The 12,120-nt window shown below is 51.9% G+C and carries 12 protein-coding genes and 1 pseudogene; 6 read left to right on the top strand and 7 right to left on the bottom strand.

Going from position 1 to position 12,120, the window contains the following annotated elements:
• Nucleotides 1-175: 175 nt before the first annotated feature.
• Together FIU95_RS15925 and FIU95_RS15920 are read left to right on the top strand one after the other, a co-directional pair.
• Nucleotides 176-547, top strand: a complete 372-nt coding sequence (locus tag FIU95_RS15925) for a hypothetical protein (RefSeq protein ID WP_172975431.1) — start codon at nt 176-178, stop codon at nt 545-547.
• A gap of 38 nt (nt 548-585) precedes the next feature.
• Nucleotides 586-942 carry a VOC family protein gene (locus FIU95_RS15920; RefSeq protein WP_152454699.1) on the top strand — a complete coding sequence of 119 codons (357 nt, stop codon included), beginning with the start codon at nt 586-588 and terminating at the stop codon, nt 940-942.
• An 85-nt stretch (nt 943-1,027) separates the two neighbouring features.
• Here FIU95_RS15920 and FIU95_RS15915 read toward each other — a convergent pair whose 3' ends face one another.
• The gene (locus FIU95_RS15915; protein ID WP_152454698.1) at nt 1,028-2,290 is read right to left on the bottom strand and encodes a 6-phosphofructokinase; all 1,263 of its coding nucleotides are present in this window, start codon (nt 2,288-2,290) and stop codon (nt 1,028-1,030) included.
• Between the two features lie 281 nt (nt 2,291-2,571).
• Here FIU95_RS15915 and mpl point away from each other — a divergent pair, with 281 nt between their 5' ends.
• The 4 genes from mpl (at nt 2,572) to FIU95_RS15895 (ending at nt 7,614) form a co-directional block, all read left to right on the top strand.
• Complete coding sequence (mpl, locus tag FIU95_RS15910) at nt 2,572-3,960, top strand: UDP-N-acetylmuramate:L-alanyl-gamma-D-glutamyl-meso-diaminopimelate ligase (protein WP_152456421.1); 1,389 nt, start codon at nt 2,572-2,574, stop codon at nt 3,958-3,960.
• A 29-nt stretch (nt 3,961-3,989) separates the two neighbouring features.
• Nucleotides 3,990-4,616 carry a flavin prenyltransferase UbiX gene (locus tag FIU95_RS15905; protein WP_152454697.1) on the top strand — a complete coding sequence of 209 codons (627 nt, stop codon included), beginning with the start codon at nt 3,990-3,992 and terminating at the stop codon, nt 4,614-4,616.
• Between the two features lie 21 nt (nt 4,617-4,637).
• A complete protein-coding gene (locus FIU95_RS15900) occupies nt 4,638-4,913 on the top strand; it encodes a SelT/SelW/SelH family protein (RefSeq protein ID WP_152454696.1) in 276 nt (91 codons plus the stop codon).
• Nucleotides 4,914-5,031: 118 nt separating this feature from the next.
• Complete coding sequence (locus FIU95_RS15895; RefSeq protein WP_152454695.1) at nt 5,032-7,614, top strand: RND family transporter; 2,583 nt, start codon at nt 5,032-5,034, stop codon at nt 7,612-7,614.
• A gap of 77 nt (nt 7,615-7,691) precedes the next feature.
• Here the strand turns inward: FIU95_RS15895 and FIU95_RS21810 are convergent.
• The 6 genes and pseudogenes from FIU95_RS21810 to FIU95_RS15865 all read right to left on the bottom strand — a co-directional run.
• Nucleotides 7,692-7,810 (bottom strand): annotated as a pseudogene (locus FIU95_RS21810) (peptidylprolyl isomerase); the annotation flags it as partial.
• Between the two features lie 16 nt (nt 7,811-7,826).
• Nucleotides 7,827-8,222, bottom strand: a complete 396-nt coding sequence (locus tag FIU95_RS15885; protein WP_152454694.1) for an HIT family protein — start codon at nt 8,220-8,222, stop codon at nt 7,827-7,829.
• Nucleotides 8,223-8,409: 187 nt separating this feature from the next.
• Nucleotides 8,410-8,874, bottom strand: coding sequence for an HIT family protein (locus FIU95_RS15880; protein WP_152454693.1), 465 nt, complete (start codon nt 8,872-8,874; stop codon nt 8,410-8,412).
• Nucleotides 8,867-9,874, bottom strand: coding sequence for a S66 peptidase family protein (locus FIU95_RS15875; protein WP_152454692.1), 1,008 nt, complete (start codon nt 9,872-9,874; stop codon nt 8,867-8,869). The genes FIU95_RS15880 and FIU95_RS15875 overlap by 8 nt, the downstream gene beginning before the upstream one ends.
• A gap of 42 nt (nt 9,875-9,916) precedes the next feature.
• The gene (locus FIU95_RS15870; protein ID WP_152454691.1) at nt 9,917-10,807 is read right to left on the bottom strand and encodes a hypothetical protein; all 891 of its coding nucleotides are present in this window, start codon (nt 10,805-10,807) and stop codon (nt 9,917-9,919) included.
• Entirely contained in the window at nt 10,804-11,829 is a 1,026-nt protein-coding gene (locus FIU95_RS15865; RefSeq protein ID WP_216646261.1) for an asparagine synthetase A, read from the bottom strand. Before FIU95_RS15865 ends, FIU95_RS15870 begins: the two co-directional genes overlap by 4 nt.
• Nucleotides 11,830-12,120: the final 291 nt, after the last annotated feature.

Genomic DNA, 12,120 nt, shown 5'->3' with positions numbered 1-12,120 from the left:
ATTCTTTGAGTTGATAGCTTTTCCCTAGAAGCGAATGGCCGCACCCTGGTGGTGCGGTCTTTTTTATTTTCCCTGCTCAGTTTGTTGATTGCCCGAAAAAATTCTATCCCCATCTTTTGTAATTGGGCGGAGAAGCCATAATGGTTAGACATAGAAATGCAGGGCAGCATCCTTTATGTCGCGTACCTACGAAAGTCTTACCGGGCTGAGCCTGGAATGGACTGGCACCCATTATTCCAAGCAAGGGGATTTCCCCGAACTGTCCACCCATATCGTCAGTTATGACACAGATTCCAGCTGTTATGTCACTGCCTCGGGAAAGCTGGTAGGAGAGGCGCGTTATTGTTACGAACCCATGGGGGTGCGTATGGCGACACTGATCTACTGGCCAGAGGTCTACCAGGGGCGTCGTGGTGTTGTACTGTACGCGATGTTGGATTTTGACCTGATGTTGGATCGAGCGGTCATAGTGCATAATGACAGACCGCTAGCAATAGCAAATGGCAGTTTTCGGGTGGTGGAGACTCCAGCTAAACCAGCCACCTAAATCCCACAACTCACACAATTAATGGAAGGGAAGCTAAGATGCACGCTCATGAAAAAATTAATTATGTAGAATTTCCATCCAAAGATTTACAGAAAACCAAGGATTTTTTTGCCGAGGCTTTTGCCTGGGGTTTTACCGATTACGGCCCAGAATATATCGCATTTTCCAATGCAGGCCTCGATGGTGGATTCTTCCTCGCCGAACAGCAGAGTAAAACCGCAAACGGTGCAGCGCTGGTAGTTTTATACAGCTCTGATTTAGAAGATACTTTGCAAAAAGTAGAGCGCTGTGGCGGTAATGTGGTTAAGCCAATTTTTTCTTTTCCCGGCGGTCGACGTTTTCATTTTACCGAGCCCAGTGGCAATGAGTTCGCGGTTTGGTCAGATATGGAATAGTAAGAGTAAATTTGTGAAACACACCCAATAAAAAAGCCCCCGTTGTTAGTTGGGGGCTTTTTATTCTAGGCGATAAGATCTTCGCTTAAGATTTAAACTCAGTATCCAGTTTCTTTTCTACTAGTTGCTTTTTCAGCTTGGCATATTGGGGCACGCCGTTTTTGTAGGGAGGGTAGTCTTCGCCCTGAATTAACGGTAACAGGTACTCGCGTCCCGCTTCGGTAATGCCGAAGCCGTCTTCGCTAATATATTCTTTCGGCATAAATTTTTCGACGTTGGCCACTTCAGACAGTGGTGCTTCCGCGATAGACCAGCTGTACTCTTCACCTTCCGCACGAATAATTGCCGGCATAATGGCGTTCTTGCCGGCTGCCGCCATTTCCACGGCGGCACGACCGACGGCGTAGGCATGCTCCACATCGGTGGCGGAGGCGATATGGCGGGCGGCGCGTTGCAGGTAGTCGGCCAGTGCCCAGTGGTATTTCAGTCCCAGCTCACTTTTGATCATATTGGCGAGGGTCGGTGCCACACCGCCCAGCTGCTTGTGACCGAAGGCGTCGGTGGTGCCGGCATCGGCGAGGAAGGTGCCGTCTTCGTACTGGGCGCCCTCGGAGGCGACGATTACACAGTAGCCTTTTTCGTCCACGGTCTTTTGCACTTTGGCCAGGAACTTCTCTTTATCGAAGGCCACTTCCGGGAACAGGATGATGTGCGGTGCATCGCCTTCCTCTTCCTGGGCTAGGGCGCCGGCGGCGGCAATCCAGCCCGCGTGACGACCCATTACTTCGAGGATAAAGACCTTGGTGGAGGTGGCGCACATGGAGGCTACGTCCATGGCCGCTTCCTTGGTGGAAACTGCAACGTATTTGGCTACGGAGCCAAAGCCGGGGCAGTTGTCGGTTAGCGGCAGATCGTTGTCGACCGTTTTGGGAATATGGATGGCCTGGATTGGGTAACCCATGGTCTCAGACAGCTGCGAGACTTTCAGGCAGGTATCGGCGGAGTCGCCGCCGCCGTTATAGAAGAAGTAGCCGATATCGTGGGCCTTGAACACTTCGATCAGGCGCTCGTACTCTGCGCGGTTCTCTTCCAGGCTTTTCAGCTTGTAACGGCAGGAGCCAAAGGCGCCGGAGGGGGTGTGACGCAGTGCGGCGATGTCTTCCACACTTTCCTGGCTCACGTCGATCAGTTCCTCGCGCAGTGCGCCGAGGATGCCGTTCAGCCCCGCGTAGACTTTGCCAATTTTGTCCTGGTTTTCACGGGCGGCTTCTATTACGCCGCAGGCGGAGGCATTGATTACGGCAGTCACACCACCGGACTGCGCGTAAAAGGCATTCTTCTTCGACATGGTTATCCTGTATTTCATAGCGATCTTGGGAAGTGACCCGATCCGGTTGTCCGCCGAGCGCTCTTTGGCGGCGCCAGTGGGGAACTCCGGGAGCTCGTATCGGGTGTCGGCCGTAGCTGGAAAACTCCTACCACCCTAACGGGGGTGAGGCCGATCTGTGCGGGGGCGGAGTCTAATGGAATAGCGAGTAAATTGCATGGCAAACGGGGTATTTGGCAATTACTGGTCTGTTTGGCCGTGTTAAGCTTGCGCCGCAACCCCCAGGAGTACAGATTTTCGCCATGCATATCCATATTCTCGGTATTTGCGGCACCTTTATGGGCAGCCTAGCCCAATTGGCGGTAGCCGAAGGACACCGGGTCACCGGTAGCGATGCCAATGTCTATCCCCCCATGAGCACTCAGTTGCAGCAGGCGGGTATCCAAATTACCGAGGGCTATGACCCGGCTCAACTGGCGCCGGCCCCGGACCTGGTGATTGTCGGCAATGCCATGTCCCGCGGTAACCCCGCCGTGGAAGCGGTGCTTGAACAAGGTTTGCCCTATACCTCTGGTGCCCAGTGGCTCTGCGACCACTTCCTCGGCGGGCGCTGGGTACTGGCAGTAGCGGGCACTCACGGTAAGACCACGACCGCCAGCATGTTGGCCTGGATTCTGGAAGCGGCGGATATGCAGCCGGGCTTCCTGATCGGCGGTGTGCCAGGCAACTTTGGAGTGTCGGCGCGCTTGGGGGAATCCCCCTTCTTTGTGGTGGAGGCGGATGAATACGACACGGCCTTCTTCGATAAGCGCTCTAAGTTTGTGCATTACCGCCCACGTACAGTGATTATCAACAACCTGGAATTCGATCACGCCGATATCTTTGACGATTTGGCGGCGATCCAGCGGCAGTTTCATCATCTGGTGCGCACGGTGCCCGGCAACGGCCTGATTGTCAGCGCCGCAGAAGATAATGTGGAGCAGGTATTGCAGCAGGGTTGCTGGAGTGAAGTGCAGCGCTTTGCCAGTGAGGATCAGCCGGGGATCAGTGCGGGCGACTGGCGTGCGGTGAATATTGCCGCGGATGGCAGCAGCTTTAGTGTGCTGTTCGAGGGTGCCGAAGTGGCGCGTGTGGAGTGGGATCTTACCGGTATGCACAATGTGCGCAATGGTCTCGCCGCCATGGCCGCAGCCCGTCACGTGGGTGTGGTGCCGGAGTTGAGCGCCTCTGCCCTTGGACGTTTTCAGGGCGTAAAGCGCCGTATGGAATGTCTGGGCGAAGTGGCGGGTATCCGCGTTTACGATGATTTTGCCCACCATCCCACTGCGATCGAATCCACGCTTACGGGCCTCAGGGCCAAAGTGGGCAAGGACAAGATCATCGCCTTAATAGAGCCCCGCTCCAACACCATGCGCATGGGCGTGCACCAGGGCCAGTTGGCCAATGCCTGTAGCGGCGCGGATATGGTCTTGTGGTATCAGCCCCAAGGCATGAATTGGTCTCTGGATGAAGTGGCTCACCACTCTCCGGTGCCGGCCAAGATTTTTGACACTATCGAGAATGGGGTCGAATCGGTACTTCAGCTCGCCGGTGAAGGCAGCCATATAGTAGTGATGAGCAACGGTGGCTTCGGTGGTATCCATCAGCGTTTGATCGGAGCCCTGGAGCAAAAATATAACTATTCGACCTGAACAGAGTCGGCACTTTAGTGATCGGGGAAGTGATCTTGCAGCAAGCCACATTTAATAAAACCGTTACCCTGGCCATGACTGGGGCTTCCGGAGCCCAATACGGCCTGCGTTTGTTGCAGTGCCTGCTCGCCTCCGGCGTGCGCGTCTGGCTGTTGATGTCCGAGGCGGCCCAGGTGGTGATCAACACCGAGACCGACCTGCAACTGCCGGAGGGGGACGACGATACACTGCAGGCCTTTCTCGCCGATCGCTTCGGCGCTCAAGAGGGCCAGTTGAAATTGTTTGGCAAGCGTGACTGGTTTTCGCCAGTGGCATCCGGCACTGGAGCGTCGGCCAGTATGGTGATCTGCCCGGCCAGCGGCGGCACCTTATCGGCGGTTGCCTGTGGAGCCTCCAACAATCTGATCGAGCGCGCTGCGGATGTGGCACTGAAGGAGCGCCGCCAGCTGATTTTGGTTCCGCGCGAGGCACCTTACTCGGAGATTCACCTGGAGAATATGCTCAAACTCACCCGTATGGGGGCGATGATTCTGCCGGCCAGCCCCGGTTTTTATCAGAAACCGCGCACGGTCGAGGACATTGTCGACTTTGTGGTGGCGAGACTACTCGACCAGCTGGGCGTGGAACAAAAGTTATTACCGCCCTGGGGTGAGTAGGTCACCGGGAGTTAAAAAATAGTGAAACCGAGCATAACTATTCACTACTGTGCGCAATGCAACTGGATGTTGCGGGCCACCTGGATGGCCCAAGAGTTGCTTCACACTTTTGCGGATGACCTTCAACAGGTTGCATTACAACCCGGAACTGGAGGAATATTCGAAATCCGCATTGGTGAAAATTTGATCTGGGAGCGCAAACGCGATGGCGGTTTTCCCGGAGCAAAAGAACTCAAGCGGCGCGTGCGGGACCTGCTATTTCCCGAGCGCGACCTGGGACATATCGATACTCCCTGAAAATATTTCCAATAGCGCCGTGTAAACGCAAATTTTGTATTTGCACCAGCACTGCCGAGGCGATCAAAATATGCGCCGTACTGCGGCCCACTGATTTATTGGATACAAGCGGAAACCTATGCTGTCAGCTCTGAAGAACTCTTATGAATTCCTGGTAACCAAACGGCCACTGGCTGTATTGGTGGTTATCGGCCTACTCACCCTGCTGGCAGCGATGGGTCTGCCCCGCTTCAAAATCGATGCTTCGGCGGACTCCCTCACCCTGGAAGCAGACAAATCGCTGGATTATTTCCGCGAGATCGCCGAGCGCTACGCCAGCGGTGATTTCCTGGTAGTGACTTACCGTTACAAAGATGGCGACCTGTTCAGCGATGAGTCCCTGGAGGCGCTGGGCAGGCTGCGTGATGAGTTGGCCGGAGTAGATGGCGTTTCCAGTGTGCAGTCCATTCTGGATGTACCGCTGTTGTACAGCCCAAAACTGTCTCTAACTGATATAACCGATGAGATTCGCACCCTGTCCCAGTCCGACACCGATCGGGACCTGGCTCGTCAGGAGTTTCTCTCCAGCCCTATCTATCGAGAATTGATTCTGAGTCCAGACGGCCAGACCACGGCACTGCTCGCCAACCTGACGCTGGACAGCCGCGGTATTGAACTGGTGCGCGAGCGCGATGCCTTGCGCCGCAAACGCAATAGCGAGGGCCTGAGCCCGGAAGAGGCCGCGCGCCTGGAAGAGGTGAGTGCCGTTTACCTGGAACACCGCACTGTTCAAGAGCAGGAAGCCCACCAGCGGGTGGATACGGTGCGAGCAATTCTCGCCGGTTACGATGATGACGCTGAGCTTTTCCTCGGCGGTGTCACCATGATCACCGCGGATATGATCTCGTTTATCAAGAGCGATCTGCTGGTGTTCGGGTTGGGCATCCTCGCCTTTATTATCCTTACCCTGTTACTGATCTTCCGTCAGCCCCGTTGGGTGCTGTTACCGCTGCTCACCTGCGTCACCACCGCAGTGATGATTCTTGGCCTACTCAGTTGGCTCGACTGGCGTATGACCGTAATCTCCGCCAACTTCGTCGCTCTGCTGTTGATTATCACCCTGGCCATCACCATCCACTTAGCGGTGCGCTACCGCGAATATATTGCGCAAAACCCCGACTGGAGCCGTGAGACACTGGTGCTGCAGACAGTGCGGTTTATGGCCAAGCCCTGTTTGTACACGGCCTTGACCACTATCGTTGCATTTGTGTCACTGGTGGTGAGCGGCATTCGCCCAGTGATCGACTTTGGTTGGATGATGACGATGGGTGTCACACTGGCCCTGGTGTTGTCCTTCCTGATTATCCCCAGCTTTCTGATGATCCTGCCCAAGCGCCAGGGCAAAGTGAGTGAGGATAATTCTCATGCCTTCACCCTGCGCTTCTCCAGCTTTGCCGAGCGCCATAAGTTCGTGGTGCTGGGGGTCTCCCTGATTGCTGCGGTAGTTAGTGTGGTGGGCATGTCTCAGCTCAAAGTGGAAAACCGCTTTATCGATTATTTCGATGACTCCACCGAAATTTATCAGGGGATGCTGGTGATTGACCGCCGCCTGGGCGGCACTGTAACCCTGGATATCATCCTCGATAAACCCGAAGAAGAGGCGGTGGCCTTCGAGGGCGAGGAAGATCCCTTTGCCGTGGAAGCGGAAGACGATCCGTTTGCGCTAGAGGAGGATCCCTTCGCCGCTTCCGAAGAAGACCCCTTCGGCAGTGAGGAAGCGGCCCCGCAGCAGAGTTACTGGTTTACCGTAGCCGGTCTCGCCACGCTGGAGCAGTTGCACGACTACCTGGAAGAGCAACCCGAGATTGGCAAGGTGCAGTCCCTGGCTACCCTGTACAAGGTGGCGCGGGATCTAAAAGGCGGCCAGCTGAATGATTTCGAACTGGCAGTGGCCAATACCAGCCTGCCGCCGGAAATTCGCGGTGTATTGGTAGATCCCTATCTCTCCGCAGAGCACAACCAGGCACGTATTACCCTGAGGGTGATGGAGACAGATCCAAATCTGCGCCGTGGTGAATTGATCGAGCGCATTTACGATTACGCGCATAACGAGATGGGCATAGCGCCGGAAAACATCCACCAAACAGGACTGCTAGTGCTTTACAACAATATGCTGCAGAGCCTGTTTAAGTCCCAGATCCTGACCTTGGGTGCGGTGTTTGTGGGCATCTTGCTGATGTTCCTGGTGTTGTTCCGCTCTCTGTCGATCGCCATTATCGCGCTGGTGCCGAATATGTTGGCGGCCTGTGTGGTGCTTGGTGGTATGGGCCTCGCTGGTATACCGCTGGATATGATGACGATCACTATCGCCGCGATTACCGTGGGAATTGGTGTGGACCACGCGATTCACTATCTGTACCGCTTCCGCGCCGAGTTTGCCAAAGACGGCGATTACCTGGCTACCATGCATCGCAGCCACGCCACGATCGGCCGTGCCATGTTCTACACGGCCATCACGATTATTGCCGGCTTCTCAATTTTGGCGCTGTCCAAGTTTGTGCCTTCTATTTACTTTGGTCTCTTGACCGCCTTGGCGATGTCCGCGGCACTGCTGGGCTCATTGACGTTACTGCCACTGCTGCTGGTGATGGTTAAGCCACTGGGAGCCGGTTCTGTAGATAGTGGTGAGATAGACATTCCAGAGGGTGCGGCCAAGGCCTGAGGGGACACTCTACAAAACTAACAATAAAAAGCCGGGCAATAGCCCGGCTTTTTATTGACAGATTGTCCCGCTGGGAGTCAGTCCTGACGGCCGGTGATTTCCAGCAGGTGGTAGCCAAACCGGGTTTTATCGGGCCGAGCACCTTGTGCAGTGCCTCAGAGAAAATGACCTTGTTGAGCTCGCCCAGATCGCCGCCGCAATGAATAGTAGAATTACTTAACCTTCTCCTTGCCCCTCTGTAAACTGATCGCAATGCTCATCAGTTCATCGTCGCTTGAAATAGGTATTTCATCGCTGGGTGCGAAAGAGTATGGATCTTGAGCATATCTTGGAATGATTTGCACATGCATGTGATCTTCCGACTGTCCAGCTGCCATGCCGGAATTACAGAAGGTATGAATGCCGTCAGGTTCCAGTGTTTCCCTTAGTAAATGTATTCCAGTTAGCGTCAAATCACTAATGTCGGATAACTCTTGTGGATTACAATCCGTGAGATGGTGAGTGTGAGCAAAAGGCATTACCAGTAGTGCTCCTCTGCTGCGTTGTCGCGGATTGATTGCCAGGCAGGCATGCTTTCTGACCTGAATCAGCGGGATATTGGAGTGCATTAGAGTGCATAATGGACAAGGCCTTCGAACTCGAAATGTGTAAGGCACAATAAACTCAACGCAGATTGTTGTAAGTTAGAGTAACCAAATAATCGATCCATGATTTCTCTGCTGAGCCTCTTTGCGAGCCAGACTGACAGCCAAAGACACCGAGGAGCTATTCTGAAATTTAAAAAAAGTATAGAAATTAACTTGAGTGATGAAGGGCCTCTCTCAGCCGTGTTGCCTCTTCTGCACGTTGTGCTTGTGTCCATTTGGGGCACAAATGAATATCTTTATAGCGATATTTTCTGCCTTCCTTACGATCATTTCTCGGCACAATTTCCCAGACCAAGTGCTGATAAGATCGGCCTGTGATATCACCCCAGTCACACCATACATTTGTGCCGTCAGGGTCATAAACTCTTTCCACCGCTAGTGTGGCTTCGCGGACACAGAGAAATAGTCCGTGAAACTCCTTTTTGCTCAGAGAGGTAAAGTCAGTGTGATAAATATAGGGGATAATTACCACATTGCCTGGAATTCTGGGTCGCTCTGGTACCATCGCAATTGCATAGTCATTCTTGAATACAGTAAACAGCGATTTTTCCTCTGAACTGTTAAAGCAATATCCACAGGGGCAGTCTGATTGTTTAGAGGATAGATTAGACAAGGGTGATACGAGCCTCTTCCCTTTGTTCTGCAACAACATAGGCTTCCGCTCCTATTGGCAGAGTGAGTATGGGATCTGTGTGGCCAAAACTTAGGTTGGCAATAATCGGAAAATCATAATCCTCACAGGCTTCAAGTACGATGTCCTTTAAGGTTAGCCCCGCAACTTCTGTACATCGGGGGGAGCGGCCGATTAGCATGGCTCTAACATGGGAGAACACACCAGATTGGCGAAGGTGAGTTAAAGCCCGTCGGACTCGTTCGAGGCGCGCCTCTTCAGCATGTGCTTCCCAAAAAAAAATACTATCCATTGGAACCTTTAAGTATGGAGTTCCAATCAGCATATTGAGTGTTTCAATGTTCCCACCAAATAATATGCCACTCCCACTACCTGTTCGATAAACAGTCCGCTGACTACCTTCTGTCTTCAAGTGTCGCTGACGGGGATTCTTTCCCCAGTCTGCAAATTCCTGAGTCCACGCTCTTGGATCACCTAATTCCGTAAGGTCGGTTTCATTGGATATAACGGCTTGCAAGTTGTGAACTGTGAAAGGGAATGGATCAGGGTATTCACCGAACTGCGGTAAAACTGCTGGGCCAAAGTAGGTGATCCAGCCACCCATTGCGTAGATGCCCAGGAGTAGGGCGGAGGCGTCACTATTGCCAACAACCACTTTAGGGTGACGGCGAACGACCTCTGCATCCAGGTGCTCTAATATCTCTGCTGAATTAAAACCACCGATTGCACAAATGATCGCTGTAACAGAGTCGTCCAGTAATAAATCCTCTAGGACTTGTGTGCGTTGTGCTGCACTCCCGGCGGTAAATCCCGTTGAGTAAGTGACTTGTGCGGGTAGTACAACCTCGACATTCAGCGCGGCACCTAGGGACTTAATACCTTGTTGCAAGCGGATTGGGTATTTGCTAGCCGCATTGGAAGACGGTGAGAAAACAGCGATTGCCTTTCCAGGTGTGAGACGAGGGCGAAACGCAATAGTCATATTATCAACACAAGTGACGGCATGGGTTGGGTACCGCAGATCTTAGTTTGGCCAGTCAAGGGATAATCCTTGCTGCCGTAAAATATCGATAATTTTTTTGTACTGCGGGTTTTTAATAAGTAAGTGATTCTGTCTGGCTCCTTTAAGTGCGCGTAAGAAAATTTGATGAAGAGTCAATTGGCTGGACTGAAGATCTTCTTCCGTAAGCCTTGTGGGGTGCGACTGGTGAAGTTGCTCCACCCAACTAGTGGGTAATCGCTCTTCCAATCTCCTATCGCCTTGTAAATTGGTACCCGTGGCCATTTGGATTAATGGAACAATTGCGTGTTTACGTGTGAAAGCGAGGGAGTCACATGCGGCTAAATATTCACCACGTTTGATTTTCGTATGAGTAAACCAAAGCCACCCGCAGTAGCGTCGCAATATATATTCCACAGATAATGGGGTGTTGTAATTTTTTTTGCTGAGTTGGACCGGTATATCCTTGCGCAAGAAAATTTGTGGCGCGGGAATGGAATAATGAGGCCCAACGCAAGTCTCAAAACTCACATCGAGCTTTACTACCCAGTTGCTATCTGTTGAGTAGAACACAAGTAGGTTGGGTAGTCCTGCGTGTTCTGCGGTAAAGGATACTGAAATTGAAAAATGTCTGTTAAGAGATTGCTCGAAGTGAATCTTGGCCAGATCGCGTGCATGATTAGAGGAGAATATAAATGTAAAGTCTAGATCGCTAAAAACATCGGCCTCACAGGAAGCAATACTTCCACCAATAGATACCGTTAACGGCCCCTCCTGTTCCTCAATCCATGAATTTACAAATAAAAACATAGGGCGTAAGTGCTTCGGGATTTTTTGGGTATTGTTTTCCGAGGTAAAGTTGTCGCTGTGATCTAGGGTTTTACCAATTGGAGATTGGTTATCCAGTGAATTCATGGCGTCAATTCGAATCCGTTTCGACGGGGTAAGATCTGAAGATCACGAATATCGTCATGATTGAGGACCCACATAAGAAACCGTTCCACGCCCATACCAAATCCAGCCGTTCGCTTTGGACATTGTTGCTTCATATTTGTATACCATTCATAAAGCTCTGGATTTATGCCGTGGGCCTGCATGGCTTCGAGTGTGGCCAAGTGATCGATATGTCGTTCACCGCAACCTATTACCTCTCCACAGCCGAATAGGAGATCAGCGTTTAGCGCTTTGTGTCCATCTTTATCTAGCGCCTGATAAAAAGGAACAACACCGTGATCCCATTTAGTAACCCAGACAAAAGGCCCGATGGTTTTAATCAGTTCCCTCTCCCCCTCTCGAGTTAAATGTCGACCGTATTTGGTTGACTGTATCAAGCCAGGCTTTTCGCGAAGTAGATCGGCAGCTTTATCGAATGTAATCTCTTTGAATTCCAACTTGCCTGAGGCTAATTCCTCTAGGTGACTTAAGTTGCCGGCGGCATTCAGAACAGGTTCTGCCTGTTCAGCGAGGATAGCGTTACAGAGTGAGCGGATATAGCTCTCGGCTAGGGCCATGGCATCGTGCAGTCCGCCGTTTATTTCTACTTCGCTGTGCATAAATTGACATAAATGCGTGGTATCCCAGTCCTCTCCGCGGAAAGAGGGCATCAAATAATAAACCCCCTGAGGCTTCATTCGACAGCACAGCTCCAGGTGGAACTGCATAGAGTCGGCCAAATAAGTTTCATGGCCGTCCATTTGAATGCGAACAGGCATTGAATCGCTGCCCAATCCATTTGGGCTCGAGATGCTTCCCGTGGTCACTGGCAGGTGAACGGTTCCAATGCTCCGTTTTTTCCAGAATGCTGCAGTTTCTCGGGTGATGATGTCTTGCAGATCTACCAATAGGTTAAACCAGGGGTTCTCTGTCAGCTTTAAATATCTGGCTGGGTCCGCTAACGCTGGTGGTTGCCAGCTATTTATACGGTTGTCGGTGTCCAATTTCCCGGCTCCATAAAGAAAAATATTTTGCGACACGATGTTGAATTTTCTGTGCTGGTTGTGTGTTGCCGCGGTGTGCCAAGTTTAGTGAATATTTCCGCTACATTTTTGTAAAAGATCGCGCTATTGAGTAGATAATTTTTCCCTTTTCATTAAGGGGAAAATTATAGTCTTACTGTAAGGGGTGCGGGCATTAGGGTGCGGGATTTTTACTTTGTGGTGCGAGTGGCGATGGAGTAAATTTTGGATGTCAATGGGCGCTTATCTCTCTAGTGAGTCAAAAATGATAAT

It is taken from the genome of Microbulbifer sp. THAF38, assembly GCF_009363535.1.
GTDB lineage: Bacteria > Pseudomonadota > Gammaproteobacteria > Pseudomonadales > Cellvibrionaceae > Microbulbifer.
The sequence above is the reverse complement of the archived record's forward strand: the minus strand, read 5'-3'. Positions and strand labels throughout refer to the sequence as shown.

Excerpts from the sequence above, each read along its gene's own strand:
- FIU95_RS15885 (WP_152454694.1), bottom strand. The coding sequence starts at position 8,222 with ATGCACTCCAATATCCCGCTGATTCAGGTCAGAAAGCATGCCTGCCTG.
- FIU95_RS15875 (WP_152454692.1), bottom strand. The coding sequence starts at position 9,874 with ATGACTATTGCGTTTCGCCCTCGTCTCACACCTGGAAAGGCAATCGCT.
- FIU95_RS15920 (WP_152454699.1), top strand. The coding sequence starts at position 586 with ATGCACGCTCATGAAAAAATTAATTATGTAGAATTTCCATCCAAAGAT.
- FIU95_RS15915 (WP_152454698.1), bottom strand. The coding sequence starts at position 2,290 with ATGTCGAAGAAGAATGCCTTTTACGCGCAGTCCGGTGGTGTGACTGCC.
- FIU95_RS15895 (WP_152454695.1), top strand. The coding sequence starts at position 5,032 with ATGCTGTCAGCTCTGAAGAACTCTTATGAATTCCTGGTAACCAAACGG.
- mpl (WP_152456421.1), top strand. The coding sequence starts at position 2,572 with ATGCATATCCATATTCTCGGTATTTGCGGCACCTTTATGGGCAGCCTA.
- FIU95_RS15925 (WP_172975431.1), top strand. The coding sequence starts at position 176 with ATGTCGCGTACCTACGAAAGTCTTACCGGGCTGAGCCTGGAATGGACT.
- FIU95_RS15870 (WP_152454691.1), bottom strand. The coding sequence starts at position 10,807 with ATGAATTCACTGGATAACCAATCTCCAATTGGTAAAACCCTAGATCAC.